This window comes from Pseudofrankia asymbiotica, from assembly GCF_001983105.1.
Taxonomy (GTDB): domain Bacteria; phylum Actinomycetota; class Actinomycetes; order Frankiales; family Frankiaceae; genus Pseudofrankia; species Pseudofrankia asymbiotica.
In genome coordinates this window covers 95,495-113,918 of the sequence record NZ_MOMC01000044.1, presented here as the reverse complement: position 1 = coordinate 113,918, position 18,424 = coordinate 95,495, and the positions used below count along the sequence as shown (strand labels likewise).

Genomic DNA, 18,424 nt, shown 5'->3' with positions numbered 1-18,424 from the left:
TCACTCCGAGGGCTTGCTGACGGCCACGCCGACCGGGCGCAGCTGCCGTCCGGCGTCGCCGTAGCCGGGCCGGACGACGGCGACCACCGTCCCCGGCGGCTTGCCCGGCTCGTCGACGAGGCTCACGACGTCATGCCTGGCGGGGTCGAAGGGCACGCCGACCTCGTCGTGGCGCGGGTAGCCGAGCCGGGCCAGTACGTCGACGGCCTGGTCGCGCACGGCCCGCACGCCGGTCAGGATCGACTCCGGATCGGCCCCGGCGTGCGCCAGCGCGAGCTCCAGGTGGTCGAGCACCGGCAGCCAGGCAGCGGCCGCCCGCGCCCGCTCGGCCTCCCGTTCCTGTTCCACCTCCCGTGCGCACCGCTTGCGCTGGTTGTCGAGGTCGGCGAGGGCCTGCCGCCAGCGGGCGGTGACCTCCTCGATCCGATCGGCGAGCGCCGCCGGCTCGTCTGGCGGCTCGGCTCCCGCTGGCTGCTCCACCGGCGGTGGTCGACGGGCAGACGTCATCGCTCAGTCCTCCGCTCGCTCGCTCCTGCGCTCAGCCCCGGTCGAAGTCGGCGTCGATGACGTCGTCCGGCCCGCTCGACGGCGACTGCCCGCCGCCGGCCGGTCCACCGGGACCCGGCTGGCCACCGGCGCCCGGCTGACCACCGGGACCGGGCTGGCCGCCCCCGCTAGGCTGGACGCTGGCCAACGCCTGGTAGATCTGCTGGAGATCCGAGCTGAGCGACCGGATCCGGTCGAGCGGCGCCTCCTCCTTGACGGCCTGCCGCGCGTCCGCGACGAGCATCTCGGCGCGGGCCTTCTCGTGGGGCGGCGCGGCGTCACCGAGATCGCCCAACCGGCGCTCGACCTGGTAGGCGACCGAGTCGAGTTCGTTGCGGGCGTCGATCGCGGCGCGCAGCGCCTCGTCCTCGTTCCGGTGCCGCTCGGCCTCGGCGATCATCCGCTCGACCTCGCTCTTGTCGAGCGTCGAGCTTTCCGTGATGGTGATCTTCTGCTCGGCTCCGGTGTCCTTGTCCCGTGCGGTGACGTTGAGGATGCCGTTGGCGTCGATGTCGAAGGTGACCTCGATCTGGGGCTCCCCGCGCGGGGCCGGCCGGATGTTCTCCAGCCGGAAGCGGCCGAGCGCCCGGTTGTCCGCGGCGCGCTCCCGCTCGCCCTGCAGCACGACCACGTCGACAGCGGACTGGTTGTCCTCCGCGGTGGTGAACACCTCCGACCGCCGGACCGGGATCGTGGTGTTCCGCTCGACGATCTTCGTCATCACGCCACCGCGGGTCTCCAGGCCGAGCGACAGCGGGGTGACGTCAAGCAGCAGCACGTCCTTGACCTCGCCCTTGAGCACCCCTGCCTGGATCGAGGCGCCGAGTGCCACCACCTCGTCCGGGTTGACGCTCATGTTCGGTTCCTTGCCGTCGGTCAGCCGCCGGACCAGCTTCTGCACCGCCGGCATCCGGGTGGCGCCGCCGACCAGGATGACCTCGTCCAGGTCGGCCGCGGTGACCTTGGCGTCCTCCGTGGCCTKGCGCACCGGTCCCATGGTCCGTTCCAGCAGGTCGGCGGTGATCTGCTCGAACGTCGAGCGCATGACCGTGGTCGTCAGGTGCGTCGGCCCGGACGCGTCGGCGGTGATGAACGGCAGGTTGACCTGGGTCTGGGTGACCGAGCTCAGCTCGACCTTCGCCTTCTCCGCGGCCTCGAAGAGCCGTTGCAGTGCCTGTGGGTCCGCGCGCAGATCGATACCGCGGTCGCGCTGGAAGTCGTCGGCGAGGTGGTCGACCAGCCGCCGGTCGAAGTCGTCCCCGCCCAGGTGGCTGTCGCCGGCGGTCGAGCGCACCTCGACCACCCCGTCGCCGACGTCGAGGATGCTCACGTCGAACGTGCCGCCGCCGAGGTCGAACACGAGCACGGTCTCGTGCTGCTTCTTGTCCAGCCCGTAGGCCAGCGCGGCCGCGGTCGGCTCGTTGATGATCCGCAGCACCTCCAGGCCGGCGATGCGGCCGGCGTCCCGGGTGGCGGTGCGCTGCGCGTCGTTGAAGTAGGCAGGCACCGTGATGACCGCCTCGGTGACCTTCTCGCCGAGCTGCTTGGCTGCGTCGTCGGCGAGCTTGCGCAGCACCAGTGCGCTGATCTCCTCCGGGGAGTAGAGCTTGTCCCGCACCTTGAAGCGGACGGCGCCGCTGGGGCCGGGCACGACGTCGAAGGCGACCGCCTTGGATTCCTCGCTGATCTCGTCGTAGTGCCGCCCGACGAACCGCTTCGACGAGTAGATCGTGCCCTTCGGGTTGAGGATCGCCTGCCGCCTGGCTAACTGACCGACGAGGCGTTCCCCGCCCTCCGTGAACGCGACCACGGACGGAGTCGTCCGCGATCCCTCGGAATTTGGGATGACCCTGGCCTCACCGCTCTCCCACGCGGCGATCACCGAGTTGGTCGTGCCCAGGTCGATACCTACTGCCTTGGCCATGAGACTGCTCCCAGCTAGGAGCGAACGGAAACGGCCAGAAGCCGAACGTGCCACCACGGACCRTCCGAAACATCCCGGCTAGGGGTGTCCTGGCTGAGCCAGACGACGCCGGCCACACCGCCCGATATCTGCCCGACGGGTGCTACCCGCGGGTATTCACCGTTCATTGCCCTGCCCGGTCCGGCGGCATCTCAAAACCGCCGGCGACGCCCGCACCACCGATATACATGTACGCGGGAATCGATACTCGTGCGACGGCTCGCGCCGCCTGTGTCGATCAGGGCGTCAGCACGACCTTGACGCACTCCTCCTCCTTGTCGCGGAACGTGGAGTAGCCATGGGCGCCCATATAGCCGGTGGGCAGGATGTCGGACAGGAACAGCACCTGCTCGTCAGGCAGGTCTTCCTCGATCTTGATGGGTCCGACGTCGGCGAACGGCACCCGGGCGTACTCGGCCTGACCGCCGGGATAGCMGCCGAGCATGTGCGAGTAGCCGAAGATGCCAGCCACGGGGTGGCCGAGGATCTTCTCCGCCAGCGCGGCGTTGGGGTTGGAGTTCTCGCACAGCGAGTAGTCGCCGGCGAGGCAGGTGTTGCACTGCCCGCAGGCGATGGGGAACGGGACGACCACGCGGTCACCGGCACGCAGGTTCCGGACCTCGCGGCCGACCTCGACGACCTCTCCCATGAATTCGTGGCCCAGCACGTCGCCCTTCTTCATAGTGGGCACGAAGCCGTTGTAGAGATGCAGGTCGGACCCGCAGATGGCGGTGCTGGTGACGCGGACCACGGCGTCCCGGTTGTTGAGGATCTTGGGATCGGGGACCTGTACCACGTCGACCTCGCCCCGGYCGAGCCAGCAGTTCGCTCGCATGTATCCGCCCTCCGTTCCGTTGCGACAGATCAGGTGCCCTTTCCGGGTGTCCGGGCCTACCTGGCGCCCTGGGCCCACCGACAGCGACTCGGCGCCGTACGCCTGGGCGCGTTCAGTCCAGCGGCCGGGCGGGACGTTGGTCGAGCAGGTGCACGGCGGACCGGGCACCGGTCGGAGATCCTTCGGATCGGACGACCTCGCCGGTCTCCATCAGCTGCTTGAAGCGACGCAGATCGTCGGCGATCTGCTGCCCGGGCTCCTCGCCCAGCAGCTTCGCCACCGCGGCCCCGGGCGCTCCCGCGGGAACGTCGTACTCCAGCTCGACGTGCACCTCGGTGCCACGTTCGCCCGGCGCCGGGACGAACCGCACCGTTCCGGCATTGCGCACGTCCGCGTCGCCGACCGACCGCCAACCGATCAGTTCACCCGGACGGTCCTCGACGATCTCGGCGTCCCACTCGACCGCCCCGCCGGCGGGACCCTTTGCCTTCCAGTGCGAGTGGCCGTTCGACGTCCGCACCGAGTCCAGGTGGTACATGAACGTCGGCAGCTCCTCGAAGTCGTGCCACGCGCGGTAGAGATCGTCGGGGGTACGGCGCACCGTGGTGCTTGATCGTGCCCGCGTCGGACCGGCGGACGGGCCGCCGGCGTGCCGCCGGGCCGCGACGACATCGACAACGGTGACACCCGTGACCACACCCGCCGTGATGGCCTGGCGGAGCAGGCGCGGCGGGTCGTCGCGATGCCGCAGGGCGGCGATCGCCAGGACGGACAGGTCGATCGCGTCACCCGCGACCCGTCCCCACAGCCAGCGCCCCGGCAGCCTGCTGCCGAGCACGCCGACACCGCTGGCGATCTCGCGTGCACCCAGGGCCCTCGACACCGCCCGGCTCGCCGCCGTGTTCTCGGTGCCGGCGACCCGGATCACTGCCGCGGGCGCACCGAGGCCGAGGCTGAACAACCCCAACGCCTTCGCCAGACGGTCCTGGCCGATCGCGCCGGCACCGACGTCCCGGGTACCGGCCTTGCGGGTGTCCCGCGTGAGTCTCATGAGCCGACCTCCCAAGCACCGCATTGGGCGGGGCAGGGCTCGACGAGGCGGCGGTCGGACCGAGGTCAGGCTTGGCTGCCCTCGGCGGGGGAGAGCCGGCTGTGATGGTCGTCGGTCAGCCGCCGCGAGAAATCCGGGGCGTCGCCTCGGGACGCCACCGCCGTGGAGGCTGCCCGCCTTCCGCGGACCCAACCGATGCGGGCACGACCACAACGCTTTCGCAAGCCACCGAGCCGGACCCGGTCGTCCTGGTCTGTGACCCAGGCTCGTCGAGCCCGCGGCTGGTGCTGGCCGGGCCGGGGGACCGGGTCGTCGCCAGCCGTCACGTCGAGCAGCCGCCCGGATCGCCGGCCGCGGCCGCGGCGGTCGACGAACTCATCGGCGACGTCGCGTCGTGGCCGGTGCGCGCCGTGGGCTCCGTGTTGGTCATAGAACCCCGCGAGGACCTGGAGCTCGCCCGCGAGACCCTCGCCGTGCTCGCCGATCTCGGCACGCTCGGCGGCCTCGTGCCCCCGAAGGCCGGCGGGTTTGAGCCCGTGCACAGCGCGCACCCCAGCAGGTAGCTGCCCCGATGAGGAGTGCGTATCGGGGTGCGTCGAGGTCGGGTACTCCCGAGCCTGATGAGGAGCTCCTCATGGAGACGAGCCGTCTACGAAACCTGTACGACCTGCCCGGGCCGTTCGTGACCGTGTACGTCAGTACCGATCCGGTCCGGGAGAACGCCCCCCGCCTCTTCGACCTGAGGTGGTACGACATCCTCGCCGATCTGGAGCACCAGGGCGTCGACGCCGGCGCCCGCCAGGCGCTGATCGCCGAGCGGGGGGACTCCCGTTATCGGGAGGGCGGGACCCGGGTCCTGGTGGCCGCGGGGGAGGGGCGGTCCGCGCACGTGCCCTACGCGCGGTGGCTGCCGGGAGGTTCCGACTTCGACCTCGTCGCGGTCGGCCCGTTGCCGCACCTGCTGCCCGTCCTCGACTGGGCTGACCGGCGGGTTCCCCACGTGGTCGCCCTGGTGGACCGCCTCGGCGTGGACGTGCTCGCCTACACCGACGGGCCGCTGCCCTCGGACGGGAGGTCCCAGGACACCACCCGACCGCCCTGGCACAAGGCGCGCGCGGGCGGATGGGCGCAACGGCGCTACGAGAGCCATGTCGAGGAACACTGGAAGCTCGGGGCGAAGTCCACCGCGGATCTGATCGTCCGCGCGGTGCGGGACGTCGCCGCCGAGGTGGTGATCCTCGCCGGTGATCCGAAGGCCCTTTCGCTGGTGCGCGACGAACTACCCGTCGACGTCGCCATCCGGGTGGTGATCGTGCAGGGCAGCCGCGCCCGGGACGGATCGGACGACCACCTGGCCAGCCGGGTCACCGAGGTGCTCGCCGAGCACCTGGCCCGCCGGACCGCGGACCTGCTGGCAGAGTTCCACCGGTACCGCTGCCGAGCCAGGTCCCTGGTCGGCGTCGCGGCAGGGACCGCGCCGACGCGCCGCGCGGCGTCTGCGGATGCCGAAGCCACGCCACGTTCGGCTGGTTCGGCCGGTTCCGGGCAGGTGGCGGGCGAGGCGGGACTGTCGGGTCCGGTTGCCCTGGACGCCGCGGACGGCCTGCATGCGACGGTCGAGGCTCTGCGCCGGGCACAGGTGAGCCACCTGCTGCTGGCCGAAGGGTTGCCCGCGGGTGGTCCGGCGTGGATCGGACCGCGGGTCAACGACATCGCCGCTGATCCCGCCGACCTGGCCGAGGTGACGAGCCCGATCCGTGCTGGGCAGGTGGACGCGCTGGTCAGGGCCGCCCTGGGGACCGCCGCCGCGGTGCACACCGTGCCGGCCGATCGACCGGAGTCGCCGACCGGCGGCGTCGGCGCCCTGCTGCGGTACACCCTCCCGGCATCCGCCTAGAGGTCCGCCTGGAGGTCCTCGGTGGCCTGAGCGCCGGGCCTGTCCTTCGGTGGTCCCTGTCCTTCGGTGGCCTGAGTGCCGGGCTTATGGCCCTGCCGGGCTTATGGCCGCGGTCAGCGCGCCGCGCTTCCGGTCCGCTGGAGATGGTCGTGGAGCATCTGAATGGCGGCGGCGCCGTCGCCGACGGCGGAGCCGACCCGTCGGGTGGCGCCGTGCCGGACGTCACCGGCGGCGAACACCCCCGGCCGGCTGGTCTCCAGACGGTGCGGCGGCCGGTCGAGACGGCGCGCGTGGTCGCCCCTGGCGGCCGAGGCGGCGTCGGCTCCGGTCAGGACGAATCCGTCGGCGTTCAGTGCGACAGTGCCACCCAGCCAGTCGGTGCGAGGCCGCGCGCCGATGAAGACAAAAAGCATGTCGACGGGTATCGACTCCAGCTCGCCAGAGCGGAGGTCCTCGAGGACGAGCGCCTGCAGGCAGCCGTCTCCCTCGGCCCGCCGGATGTGGGTATTGGTGTGGACGATGATCCGCGGATGACGACCGATCCGGTCCACCAGATACTTCGACATCTTCTGCTGGAGATCGTGCTCGCGGGCCAGCAGGTGTACGCGCGGCGCGACCTCCGCGAGAAACACGGCGGCCTGCCCGGCCGAGTTGCCGCCGCCCACCACGGCGACGGGACGATGGACGCACTGCCGGGCTTCCATGAAGGTGGCCGCGTAGCACACGCTGGCTGCCGCGAACTCGCCGAGTCCGGGCACGTCCAGCTCGCGGTAGCGAGCACCGGTCGCGACGACGACGGTCCGGCTGACGATCTCAACCCGCTGGCCGTCGAGTTCCAGCGACGCGGCCTGCAGCTCGCCATCCGGAACCAGCGACACGGCCTCGGCAGGCAGGTTGATCTCGGCGCCGAACCGGCGCGCCTGGACGGCGGCCCGCTCGGCGAGCTCCGCGCCTGAGATTCCGGCGGGAAAGCCGAGATAGTTCTCGATCCGGGAGGACGTCGCCGCCTGGCCGCCGGTGGCGGTCGCGTCGAACGCGGTGGTGCTCAGGCCGTCCGCGGCACCGTACACGGCCGCGGCGAGCCCGGCTGGCCCCGCTCCGATCACCAGCAGATCCCGCACCGCGCCATCCGGGCGCGGGGTCGTCAGCCCGATCGCCTGCGCCAGCCTCGCGTTGCTCGGGTTGCGCAGGACCTTTCCGTCCCGCCAGATCACGACCGGTGTGTCCTCAAGGGTCAGGCCGAGAGCGCGCAGGGCCTCCTCCGCCTCGGTGTCCTCCTCGAGGTCGACGTACCGGTGTGGCAGCCGGTTGCGGGCGGCGAACTCGCGCAGCCGCCGGGTGTCCGCGCTGAAGTGGGAGCCGATGATCCGGAATCCCGCATCGAGGCCGATGAGTATCTCCCGTCGGATGAAGAAGGCCCGCACGATCAGGTCGCCGAGTTGGGCGTCGTGCTGCAGAAGTTCCGTAAGCCGCTCCACTGGCACCGCGAGGATCCCGGTGTCCGCGCCGGCGACGGCGGTGTAGAACGCCGCCTGCCCGGCCAGGAGGCCGAGCTCACCGAGGAAGCGCCCAGCTCCGTGGACGAGGAGCCGCCGGGGCTCGTCGCGGCCAGAACCCGTGATCACCTGTACGGAACCTCGCAGGATGACCACGAACCGGTCGCTCGGTTCGCCCTCCCGGATCAGCACCTCGCCGGGCGCGACGTCCCGGCGGTCGCCTCGGGTCGCGAGGGCCTCGATCTGGTCGGCCGACAGCCGTGGGTACGCGCCGTAGGTGTCCGGAGACTCGGTGACCGCGGCCGTGTCCGTCCTCGTCATGAGCTTCTCCGATCCGGATGCGCCGCGAGTGGACTCGGGAACCTGCGACCGCGGCCATACATGGCCCTGCCGGTGTGCCGCTGCCGGACCTCCGCCGTTCGCGACGTCCATCACCGCATCTCGGCAGCGATCCGAAACCCGGTCAGACGACACACGGGGGCGATGACGGACACCGCGTCTCGCGTCACGCCGGGCCCACCGGCTCGAAGCCGCGGGTACGGGCCGGGGCTACCCGCTTCGTCGACCCGTACACGTCGGCTGKGTACGTCCTGCCGGACTACGACCGAGACCGTCGGGTACGTCGAGCCAGGTCATGCTGACGTCGCGCATTCGGCTTTGTCCGCGTGCCCGCCATAAAGACGCAGGTGCTCCGAACGTCGACAGAGGGAACAGCTCATGTCCACGTCTTCCACCGTCCGGAACAGTCCGATCGCCAGCATCAGCCCGTACAACAACGAGGTGATACGCGAGTTTCCTCCCATGAGCGAGCAAACCGTCGACCATGCGGTCCGAGAGGCACATCGGGCGTTCGAGACCTGGCGCGGTGTCAGCGTTGGCGAACGGGCCGCGCTGGTCGGTCGGGCCGCGCGGCTGATGCGTGAGCGCAGCGAGCACCTCGCCCGGCTGGTGACTCTTGAGATGGGTAAGCTCATCCGGCACAGCCGCGTCGAGATGGACCTTTCCGCGCGGATCCTGCAGTACTACGCCGACAAGGCCCCCCGCGCTGCTCGCCGACGAGCCGTTGGATCTCGAGGACGGCTCGGCCACCGTCATCAATGATCCGCTGGGGGTGATCCTCGGCGTCCAGACGCTGATGGACCAGGTCCGCGACGCGCTCGACAAGGGAGCGACCGCGGTCGTCGGCGGCGGGCGCGTCGACCACCCCGGAGCGTTCGTGCAACCCACGGTCCTCGTCGGCGTGACTCCGAACATGCGTGCCTTTCGCGAGGAGTTGTTCGGACCGATCGCGGTCGTCTATCGGGTACGAGACGATGACGAGGCGGTCTCCTTGGCGAACGACTCGCCTTACGGTCTCGGTGGTGCGGTGTTCGGCAGCGACATCTCCCGGGCGCGTGCGGTCGCCAGCCGGATCGAGAGCGGGATGGTGTGGATCAACCATCCGACGTCCTCCGAGCCGGAACTGCCGTTCGGCGGCATCAAGCGGTCCGGCTACGGCCGGGAGCTGTCCCACCTCGGTATCAAGGAGTTCGCCAACCGGAAGCTGCTCGTGACGATGGGGGCGGACACGCCGATCACCGACGCTCTGGGCTGATGCCCGTAACGCGGAGTTTTCGGCGCAAGCGTTCCCGGAAACATYGCCTCCGCAAGGCATCGCTCAGTGCGCCTACTACTGACGACCGACAGCGCCTACCATAGGGACGTCAATCTTGTATCATCCTGTCAAACGACGAGAAAAGAGCTAAGGAATGCCCGAGCATATAGCGGAGCTGATGAGCCGGGCGCTGGGACTTGCCMGCGACGCGGTGGCCGCTGGCGACCACCCCTATGGCTCGGTGATTGTGCGGGATCAATTGGTGCTCGGAGAACGGAATCGAGTGGTGAGCACCGCCGACCCGACCGCGCACAGCGAGACCATGGCCGTGCGCTCGGCCGCGCGGGAGTGGGGGCCGCACCGCGTCGCCGGTGCGACACTCGTCACGACGTACGAGCCCTGCCCCATGTGCCTCGGCGCGGTCCTGGAGGCGGGCGTGGCCACCTTGGTGATCGGTGTGCGGCGCGAGGTCGGCGCCCCACCGCTCGGCGGATACACCGTCGAGGCGCTGCTTCACCTGTTGGGCCGCTCCGCCGACCTGCGAGTGGAGTCTCTTCCCACTTCAGAGGTGTCCGTCTTCTATCAGACCGCCGGCTGAGCCCGCCGCTGGTCCGGATCCGTTCACGCCGGATCCGGACCAGCGCGCTGGGCGCGGTGCGGTGCTCGGCGCACGACAGTCACGCTCGAACGGCCACTTCTCGGCCCACGCCCAGGTCCCGCGCCCGAGAGGCGACGAGCTCGGCCGTGGCGAGGTCCTGCAGACCGACGCCGACCGAGTTGAAGACGGTGATGTCATCATCGCGGGCCCGGCCGGAGTGCTTCCCGATGACGAGGTCTCCGAGCTCGACAAGATCGCATTCCCGCAGGCTTCCCGCCGCGACAGCCGCGGAAATGTTCCCTGACTCGTGAATGGCAACGTCGGCCGCGTCGACCACCACCAGGTCCGCGCGCGACAGAACATCCTCCGCCAACTCGCGGAAGTGCGGGCGCGGTGGTGATCCAACAGCGTTGATGTGCGTCCCGGGTCGGACGTCCGCCGCTCCCACCATCGGCTGGACCGACGGGGTCACTGTGCAGACGACACCCGCGCGGCCGAACACCTCCGCCGGCGTGCTCGCCGCGTGCACCGATACTCCGCGCGGCACCCGCTCCGCCAGTCTCTCGACGCGGGCCCCGGTCCGGGACCATGCGACGACCTCGTCGTAACCGAGGTGATGGTGAGCACGCACGTGCTCGAGCGCCAGGGCCCCCGCGCCGATCAGGCCGAGCGTGCGGCCGCTCGGCCTCGCCAGCAGACTCGTCGCGAGTGCGGTCGCGCTCGCGGTTCGAATGCGGGTCAACGCCATGCCGTCGATGAGCGCCAGGCACTCGGCGGTGGCGGCGTCGAACAGCGCGACCGTGGATCGTTGCGCGGGCAGGCCGCGCCGCCGATTGAGCGGCGCGTCCGACAACAGCTTCACCACCGCGAGCCCGCGCCAGGACGCCGTCATCGGCAGCACCGCCGCCGCCAGGAGCGGCTCGTCCGGGGAATCAGCCTCCGCCCGCAGCATCGTCGGCCGAGGCTGCGTCGCCTCACCGTTGCTCAGCGCCGCGTGGGCCGATGCGAGCGCCCGCATGACCAAGCGATGATCAAGCAACGTCTCACACTCGCCACTGGTCAACGCCAGGGTCGTCACCCATAACCTCCAGTACCCGATGACACGAGAAAAGGCTGGCCGGACGCGAGATCCACTACTTCGCGGCCCAGGGCGAGTCCTCGTTCTCGGCGAGATCGACAAGCCCCCGCGAGAACACGTTGTCGGGGTCGTAGGTGCGCTTGATCGATGCCAGCCGGTCGTACTTGTCGCCATAGACGGCACGTGCCATTTCGTCGTCCCCGGCCACGGAGGTGAAATTGATGTAGGTGCCGTTCCGGTACGGCTCGAGATCACGGTCGAACGCGCGGGCCCACTCCACGAGCGGTGCCTTCTCGGCCGGATACACCCAGTCGGCGCCGATGTTGGCGCTGAACAGGCCGTCGATGCCCGAGGTCGCGTCGTCCGGCCGGGCGTTGCTCACGCGGCTGCCGGCGATGATCTCGAATGGGCAGAGCAACTGGTGCGCGATGTTGGCGCTGGCGTTCAGGGACTGGCCCGGGTAGGCGTCACAGTGCCCGATAATCATGTCGATCGCGTCGTCGTCGAGCTCCTCGACCGCGGTGTGCTTCCAGTAATGCGCGATGCCGTAGCGGAACTCGTCGTCGGTCGAGTGCTGCAGGGTCACGTGCGGCATCGTCCTGAGGCTCGAGTAGATCGGCGTGCCGAGGGCGAACATCGGCGCGGTCRCCTCGGGCTCGTCCGCCGGATCGCCATAGAAGATCGTCGCGAGCGAGAGCACGGGCTTGCCGCGGTGTTCGGCCGGGAGCTGCGACCAGTACTCCGGCGCGCGCAGCAGCCGAATGTAGGTGCCCATGTTCCCGGGCGCGTCGGGACCCCACTCGCGGAACAGCCGCATGATGTCGACGCGGTCCTTCGCGCCGTAGAACACCTGGCGGATCGTGACCAGCCCCGGCAACGCCACCGTCCGATAGGTGAATCTCGTGACGACGCCGAAGTTGTGCCCGGCGCCGCGCAGGGCCCAGAACAGGTCCGGGTGCTCCGTGGCCGACACCGTGAGGATCCGGCCGTCGGCGACGACGACCTCCATCTCGTCGACGTAGTCCACCGTGGCCCCGAACATGCGGCTCAGATAGCCCACACCGCCGCCGAGGGTCAACCCGGCGACGCCGGTATGGGACACCACGCCCGCGGGAACCGCCCGGTTGAACTCGGCGGCGACCCGGTCGACATCGCCCCAGCGGCAGCCGGCGCCGACGACGACCCGCCCGCTGGCGGGGTCGAGGCGCACCTCGCGCAGCAGACCGGTGTCAATCATGACGGCGCCGTCACCCACCGCGGTGCCGGCGAGGTTGTGCCCCCCTCCCCGAACCGTGATGGGGACACGCGACCGTACGCACCAGCGCAGCGCGCTCGCCACGTCCTGCGCGGCGCGGCACCGCACGATCGCCGCCGGGCGGCGATCGATATCCGCGTTCCACACGCGTCGCAGGGCTTCGTAGGCGCTGTCGTCCGGTCCGACGACGTCGCACGAGACGACGGCGCGGAGTTCGTCGACGAGCGACGGCGCGGATGTCTGGACGGTCGAGTTCATTGCTGGGCTCTCCGGTGGGTGTTCGAGGCGATGCCAGGAGCGATGGACGCGAGCGCGGGCAGCAGCGCCAGGCCTGTCCGCCGCCGCTCGTCCAGCGCGGTGGACGGTGTGTTCGGTGTGGCCGCGGCGGCGATGCGGAGGATCTCGGCCACGGTGGCGGTGGGCCGGGCCGCGATCCAGCCCTCGCGGTAGAGGGGAACGGTCAGTTCCGCCCGGTGCAGGTCGAAGATCAGCGGCGCTTCGGCCGGGAGCACCGCCAGCACGGCCGGCCAGTCGACGATGCCCTCGCCCAGCGGGCGCAGGCGCCGGGCCATCCCTTCGGCGGTGAAGACCATGGCGGCGTCGTCGAGGAACACGGTGTGCACCCGGCGGGCCAGGCGGCGAGCCGCGACGACCGGGTCCTCCAGGACGGCCAGCAGGTTCACCGCGCTGTATCCGAGACGGACGTGCTCACCCGCCTCGTCGGCGATCGCCAGCGCCTCCGCGGAGGCCATCTCCTCGTGGGTCTTGAGCACGACGGCGATCTCAAGTTCGGTCGCGGTTGGCCCGAGGGCGGCGAGCGCCCGCGTCGCGGCCGCCTTCTGCGCCTCCCAGGCGACCGCCGGATCGTCCCGGGATTCCGGTGAGCCCACCCGCACGTGGACCGATTCCACGCCCAGCAGTGCCGCCTCCCGCAGCAGCCGGATTCGGGCCCGTGTTCCGTCGCGGTCGGACAGATCGTCGTTCGGCCAGTAGGCGGGGTTGACCGCCCCGAGATCCACCGTGATGGTCAGACCCGCCTCGGCCAGGGCCGCGCCGATCGCGCGCAGTTCGCCGGGTGGATGGTCCCGCCCGATCCACCGCGGCGGATTGACGTGCACGTTCGACACGTTCACCGCCGCCGCGGCGCGTATCAGCTCCTCCGCCGCGCCGGGGACAACCGGGAAGTCGCGGATGACGATGCCGCGCACCCTCACGATGCCTGCCGCTCGCCCGGTCCTTCGAGCGCGATGCCCGCCTTGGCGGCACACTCGCGGACGTGGTCGCACGACGAGCGGACGTACTGCCACGCGGCCTGCTYGTCCCACACCGAGGCTCGGTACTCCTCGTACGACGCGACCTCGCCCGCGGTGACGCGGTCCTCGTAGCGCTGCAGCATCTCGAGGAACGCGGCCAGTTCCCCGGTGGTCAGGTCCGGGTGGCCGGCCAGCCACTCGGGGTCGTACAGCGAGATCGTCGCACCCGGGATCGTGCCCTCGATCCCGTTTCCGCCGGCGCCGCCGAAGGGGCGGACCTCCAGCGACAGGTTCAGGTCCGGGTTGGCCCCGTGGAGAATCGGGATGATCTCGGCCAGGTCGACGACGCCCTGGCCGTTGGGGCGCAGCTGGCAGTCGAGCCCGTCGGGGAGCCGGACGAGGTCGTAGTCCTTGATGTGGGTCTGCCGCACGTACGGCGCGAGCCGGCGTGCCGCCMACGTCGGGTGTTCCAGCCGCTGCAGCACGTTGCCCGTGTCGAACGTGACCCCCACGACGTCCGGCCCGACGGCCTCGACGATGCGCACCAGCTCGAACGAGGTGATCTCCTCGTGGGTCTCAAGGTTGATATGGATCCCGAGATCGCGAGCGATCGGCGCGAGGACGGTGAGGAACCTGACCGTGGCCTCCAGCTGGTCGGCCCAGGTGACGTCGGTACGGAACCGGTCGTAGGCGAGCCGACCACGGTAGGGCTTGAACGTCGCGGTCTCGGCCCAGAGCTCGGTCACGCCGACGCCGGCCGCGGCCTCCATCACCCTTCGGTAGCCGAGGACGGTGTCGCCGGCGCCGAGAGCGCGCATCTCGGGCGACTCCGGGATGTTGTACGGGTTGACCCGGCCGAGGCCGGCCTCCAGGTACATGCCGAGCTCGTCGGCGCGCTGGCGCACCGCACGCAGCTCACCGGCATCCAGCGTCGCGGAGACGTGCAGCAGGTGCCGGAAGAACAGGCCGGCCAGGTTCTCGGACCTGGCCCGCTCCAGCTGGCGCAGCGGCGAGTGGTCGCCGGAGTCCGGGAGCTTGAGCGCGTCACTGCCCAGTCTCATTCGTGGTTGCCTTCCGCGTCGTTACCGCCGGGGCGGGGCTTGGGCGGTCGGGAGCCCGGGCCCGGACGCACCGGATCGGGGTTGGGCACCGCGTCGATCAGCGCACGGGTGTAGGCCGCCCGTGGTGCCTGGAACAGCTTGTCGCGGCTGGCCTCCTCGACGATCCGGCCCTTCTCGAGCACCGCGATCGAGGGGCAGAGGTACTTCACGACGGCGAGGTCGTGGGAGACGAACAGAATCGACAACCCGGTGCGCGCCTGGGTTCTCAGCAAGAGGTTGAGCACCTGTGCCTGCACCGAGACGTCCAGTGCCGAGACCGGTTCGTCGCACACGAGCAGGCTGGGCTCCACAGCGAGGGCACGTGCGATCGCGATGCGTTGGAGCTGGCCGCCGGAGAACGAGACGGGGTGCCGCGCCATCGCGTCGGGCGGGATGCCGACGGCGTCGAGGAGTTCCGCGACCCGTTCGCGACGTCGCGCGGCCGACCGCTCGAGCCTGTGCACGAGCATGCCCTCGCCGACGAGCTGCTCCACCGTCATACGCGGGCTGAGGCTGCTGGCCGGGTCCTGGAAGACCATCTGCACCTGGCGTCGGTAGGCCCGCAGTCCCTTGCCCCGCAGGGGCAGGGCGTCCCGCCCGCGGAACAGCACCTCGCCCTCGTCGGGCTTCTCGAGGCGCATGACGCAGCGCAGCAATGTCGACTTGCCGGATCCCGACTCGCCGACCAGACCAAGCGTGTCCCCTTCGGGGACTCGCAGGTAGACGTCGTCGAGCGCGACGACCGGGGGCCGGCCGATCGCTCTGAACGATCTGCTGACGCCACGCACGTCCAAGATCATGGAGCCACCTTCCGGTCCACGGCCTCGCTGCCCGTCACGAGGTGGCACGCGACCTCGTCACCGTCCGGGCCAGCGGGCGACAGGGGCGGCACAGTGGTGGCGCACGCGTCGACGGCGACCGCGCACCGGGGATGGAAGGCGCAGCCGCTGGGCCGCCGCGCCGGACTCGGCATCACGCCGGCAAGCGCCAGCAGTTCGCCGGGGACGGTATCCAGGCGTGGGACCGCCGCGTGCAGGGCGGCGGTGTAGGGATGCCGCGGCGATCGAAGAAGCGACGGCACGCTGCCCTGCTCGACGGCACGCCCGGCGTACATGACGACCATCCGGTCGGCGAAGTTGGCGACGACGCCGAGGTCATGGGTGATCAGAAGCACGGCCAGTGCGCGTTCCTCGGCGATGCGGCCCATCAATTCCAATACCTGTTGCTGCACGCGGACGTCCAACGCCGTGGTGGGTTCATCGGCGATGAGCAGGTCCGGTTCGGCGACAAGTGCGATCGCCATCACCACGCGCTGGCGCATGCCGCCGGAGAACTCGTGGGGGTACGCGCGCATGCGACGGTCGGCGGCGGCGATACCGAGCTCGTCGAGCATCCGGCGGGCGCGTTGCCAGGCCGTTCGCCGGCCGACCCCGTGGACGATCAGCGGCTCGGCGACCTGGTCGCCAATCGAACGCATCGGGTGCAGAGCGGCCAACGGGTCCTGGAACACCATCGAGATCTGGCTGCCACGAACCTGAGCAAGGTCGCRCTCGCTCAGGGTCAGCAGCTCTCGTCCGTGATGGCGGACCGAGCCCGTGAGATCGAGCTCGCCGTCCAGCCGCAACAGGGCGCGTGCGGTGACCGACTTGCCGGAGCCCGACTCGCCGACGATCGCCCATCGCTCGCCGGCTCCGATCGCGAACGACAGCCCGTCGACCAGCACCGGGCCGCCAGGCACACGGATCGTGAGGTCGTCGACCGCCAGCAGGTGAGGCTTCGTCACCGCGCCACCTGCCTCGCGCGTGCGGCGGCGGCACGCTGCCGCACCGCCGGGTCGGTGCGTAGATGCAACATGTCGCCGAGCAGGCCGAACGCCACGGCCGTCACCGCGATCGCCAGGCCGGGGAACAGCGCGATCCACCACGCGGTCGACACATGCCCCTGTGCCGTGGCGACCATGGCCCCCCACTCGGCGGTGGGCGGCTGAGCCCCGGCACCGATGAACGACAGGCCGCCGACCGTGATCACCGTATTACCGATGTCGCTGGCCCATTTCACCCAGAGAGCGGGCAGTGCGTTGGGCAGCACGTGGCGAGTCATCAGCCGAGTGCGGGAGACGCCGAGTGTCCGCGCGCCCTGCACGAACGGCATCGCCATCGTCTCGCGCACGATCCCGCGCAGCAGCCGGGCGGTCATCGGCCAGCCGGTGAGAATCAGCGCCGTCATGACCGTGAGCACTCCGGCGCCGAGCGCCGCGGTGACCGCGAGCGCGAACAGCAGCCCCGGAAAGGCGAGCACGGCGTCCGTGAGGCGCATCAGCGCCTCGTCGAGCCAGCGCGGGCCGACGCTCGCGACCGTGGCGACGACCGTGCCGAGCAGGCCGTAGCCGAACACGATGACGGCCGCCGCGCCGAGGGAGGTCCGACAGGCGACGATCACCCGCCAGAGAACGTCCCGGCCCTGGTCGTCGGTGCCGAACCAGTGCTGTCCACTCGGCGGGTGAAACGCGTTCCTGATGTCCGAGAGGTAGATGTCCGGTGCCACCAGCGGTCCGATCAGCGCGGTGAGGACGATCAGGGCCACCAGCGTGATGGTGGCCTTGTCCAGCGGAGTCGACTCACGCCTGCGCAGCGACCACGACAGGCGGGGCGGTCGGCGCAGCCGGCGCAGCAGCGAGYGCCGCGCGAGGGGAACCAGCTCGCCGGTCACGACAGCTCCGCCGTACGCAMGCGTGGATCCCGGACCAGCTGGACGAGATCGACGACCAGGCTCGACGCCACCACGATCATGCCGATGACGAGGACGCAGCCCTCGACGGTGAGCGTGTCCTTGACCCTGATGGCGTTCGTCATCATCGAGCCGAGGCCGGGCCGGCCGAACACCGATTCGACCAGGATCGCCGTGCTGAACAGCGTGCCGAAGTCGACGCCGATGAGAATGATCACTGGTGTCAGCGCCGGGGGMAGGATGTGCTTGCGGATGAGGCGAGCCCGCCCGACACCGGCCGCCCGCGCGACGGTGATGTGGGGGCGCGCGGCGACCCGCAGGATCTCCGATCTGGTGACGCGATACATCAGGCCGGCCTGCGGAATCGACAGCACCATCGCGGGCAGGACCACGTGTGAGAAGGCGTCCCGCGCGGCGGCGAGGTCACCAGACAGGAGGGCGTCGAGGGTGGGGGCACCGGTGACGTGCGGGACCGAGTAGCCGACGGAGAGCTGTCCCGAGATCGGGAAGACGTGCAGCTTCGCGCTGAGCAGCGACTGGGCGAGCAGGGCGAGCCAGAACGTCGGCATGCCGGCCAGCACCATGACGGTCACCCGCCGGGTCGAGTCCCAGGCGCCTGACGAGCGCAGCGCGGAGAAGGCCGCCAGCGGAATGGCGACCGTCACGCTGATCAACACCGCGACGACCGCCACCTCCGCCGTGCTGGGAAGCTGGTCGGCGATGGYTGATCCGACCGATCCGTGGGTCGAACTGGAAACGCCCAGGTCACCGTGCAGGAGCCGCCCCAGAAAACGCAGGTACTGACTCAGGACGCCGCGGTCCAGGCCGAGCCTGGCGCGGACCGCGGCCACCTGGTCAGGGGTGGCCCACTCCCCGGCGGCGACGCGGGCCTCGTCGCCGGGGATGGCCTTGAGCAGGACGAACACCATCGTCGCCAGGGTCAGCAGCGTGCCGATTCCACCGAGCAGTCGGCGCGCGATGAACAGCGCCGGGTGCACAAATCGGCTCATGGCAGATCCCCCTCGATCCGC

General features: G+C 70.6%; 18 protein-coding genes. 5 read left to right on the top strand and 13 right to left on the bottom strand.

Annotated elements, in window-relative coordinates; genetic code table 11:
- The 4 genes from BL253_RS21745 to BL253_RS21730 all read right to left on the bottom strand — a co-directional run bounded on the left by BL253_RS21745 (window position 1) and on the right by BL253_RS21730 (window position 4,395).
- Window positions 1-507, bottom strand: a complete 507-nt coding sequence (locus BL253_RS21745; protein WP_076818964.1) for a nucleotide exchange factor GrpE — start codon at window positions 505-507, stop codon at window positions 1-3.
- Window positions 508-538: 31 nt separating this feature from the next.
- A complete protein-coding gene (dnaK, locus tag BL253_RS21740; RefSeq protein ID WP_076818963.1) occupies window positions 539-2,470 on the bottom strand; it encodes a molecular chaperone DnaK in 1,932 nt (643 codons plus the stop codon).
- Between the two features lie 277 nt (window positions 2,471-2,747).
- Window positions 2,748-3,344 carry an alcohol dehydrogenase catalytic domain-containing protein gene (locus BL253_RS21735; protein ID WP_274535233.1) on the bottom strand — a complete coding sequence of 199 codons (597 nt, stop codon included), beginning with the start codon at window positions 3,342-3,344 and terminating at the stop codon, window positions 2,748-2,750.
- Between the two features lie 112 nt (window positions 3,345-3,456).
- Window positions 3,457-4,395 (bottom strand): SRPBCC family protein, encoded by a 939-nt coding sequence (locus tag BL253_RS21730; protein ID WP_198946347.1) that lies wholly within the window; start codon window positions 4,393-4,395, stop codon window positions 3,457-3,459.
- 284 nt (window positions 4,396-4,679) lie between these two features.
- On the opposite strand from BL253_RS21730, the gene BL253_RS42975 reads away from it, so the two are divergent.
- Both BL253_RS42975 and BL253_RS21720 read left to right on the top strand, forming a co-directional pair.
- On the top strand, window positions 4,680-4,958 hold the full coding sequence (locus BL253_RS42975; protein WP_076818962.1) for a hypothetical protein: 279 nt from the start codon (window positions 4,680-4,682) through the stop codon (window positions 4,956-4,958).
- A 71-nt stretch (window positions 4,959-5,029) separates the two neighbouring features.
- Window positions 5,030-6,292 (top strand): baeRF2 domain-containing protein, encoded by a 1,263-nt coding sequence (locus BL253_RS21720; protein WP_076818961.1) that lies wholly within the window; start codon window positions 5,030-5,032, stop codon window positions 6,290-6,292.
- 113 nt (window positions 6,293-6,405) lie between these two features.
- Here the strand turns inward: BL253_RS21720 and BL253_RS21715 are convergent, their stop codons facing one another.
- Complete coding sequence (locus tag BL253_RS21715; RefSeq protein WP_076818960.1) at window positions 6,406-8,109, bottom strand: FAD-dependent oxidoreductase; 1,704 nt, start codon at window positions 8,107-8,109, stop codon at window positions 6,406-6,408.
- Between the two features lie 480 nt (window positions 8,110-8,589).
- Here BL253_RS21715 and BL253_RS45865 point away from each other — a divergent pair, with 480 nt between their 5' ends.
- The 3 genes from BL253_RS45865 (at window position 8,590) to BL253_RS21705 (ending at window position 9,980) form a co-directional block, all read left to right on the top strand.
- Window positions 8,590-8,889, top strand: a complete 300-nt coding sequence (locus BL253_RS45865; protein ID WP_241834994.1) for an aldehyde dehydrogenase family protein — start codon at window positions 8,590-8,592, stop codon at window positions 8,887-8,889.
- A complete protein-coding gene (locus BL253_RS21710) occupies window positions 8,852-9,382 on the top strand; it encodes an aldehyde dehydrogenase family protein (RefSeq protein WP_241834993.1) in 531 nt (176 codons plus the stop codon). Before BL253_RS45865 ends, BL253_RS21710 begins: the two co-directional genes overlap by 38 nt.
- Window positions 9,383-9,536: 154 nt before the next feature.
- Window positions 9,537-9,980, top strand: coding sequence for a nucleoside deaminase (locus BL253_RS21705; protein WP_076818959.1), 444 nt, complete (start codon window positions 9,537-9,539; stop codon window positions 9,978-9,980).
- Between the two features lie 79 nt (window positions 9,981-10,059).
- On the opposite strand, the gene BL253_RS21700 is transcribed toward BL253_RS21705, so the two are convergent.
- Genes BL253_RS21700 through BL253_RS21665 form a run of 8 tightly spaced genes read right to left on the bottom strand, consistent with a single transcriptional unit; the run spans window position 10,060 to window position 18,403 of the window.
- Window positions 10,060-11,058, bottom strand: coding sequence for an ornithine cyclodeaminase family protein (locus BL253_RS21700; RefSeq protein ID WP_076818958.1), 999 nt, complete (start codon window positions 11,056-11,058; stop codon window positions 10,060-10,062).
- 55 nt (window positions 11,059-11,113) lie between these two features.
- Window positions 11,114-12,571, bottom strand: coding sequence for an FAD-binding oxidoreductase (locus tag BL253_RS21695; protein ID WP_076818957.1), 1,458 nt, complete (start codon window positions 12,569-12,571; stop codon window positions 11,114-11,116).
- Window positions 12,568-13,527 carry a sugar phosphate isomerase/epimerase family protein gene (locus BL253_RS21690; RefSeq protein ID WP_158230391.1) on the bottom strand — a complete coding sequence of 320 codons (960 nt, stop codon included), beginning with the start codon at window positions 13,525-13,527 and terminating at the stop codon, window positions 12,568-12,570. Before BL253_RS21690 ends, BL253_RS21695 begins: the two co-directional genes overlap by 4 nt.
- Entirely contained in the window at window positions 13,524-14,627 is a 1,104-nt protein-coding gene (locus BL253_RS21685; protein ID WP_076818955.1) for a sugar phosphate isomerase/epimerase family protein, read from the bottom strand. Before BL253_RS21685 ends, BL253_RS21690 begins: the two co-directional genes overlap by 4 nt.
- Complete coding sequence (locus tag BL253_RS21680) at window positions 14,624-15,466, bottom strand: ABC transporter ATP-binding protein (protein WP_076818954.1); 843 nt, start codon at window positions 15,464-15,466, stop codon at window positions 14,624-14,626. Before BL253_RS21680 ends, BL253_RS21685 begins: the two co-directional genes overlap by 4 nt.
- Window positions 15,463-16,449: an ABC transporter ATP-binding protein gene (locus tag BL253_RS21675; RefSeq protein ID WP_076818953.1), complete on the bottom strand. Its 987-nt coding sequence runs from the start codon at window positions 16,447-16,449 to the stop codon at window positions 15,463-15,465. Before BL253_RS21675 ends, BL253_RS21680 begins: the two co-directional genes overlap by 4 nt.
- Complete coding sequence (locus BL253_RS21670; protein WP_198946346.1) at window positions 16,446-17,375, bottom strand: ABC transporter permease; 930 nt, start codon at window positions 17,373-17,375, stop codon at window positions 16,446-16,448. The genes BL253_RS21675 and BL253_RS21670 overlap by 4 nt, the downstream gene beginning before the upstream one ends.
- Window positions 17,372-18,403, bottom strand: coding sequence for an ABC transporter permease (locus BL253_RS21665; RefSeq protein WP_076818952.1), 1,032 nt, complete (start codon window positions 18,401-18,403; stop codon window positions 17,372-17,374). The genes BL253_RS21670 and BL253_RS21665 overlap by 4 nt, the downstream gene beginning before the upstream one ends.
- Between the last annotated feature and the right edge of the window lie 21 nt (window positions 18,404-18,424).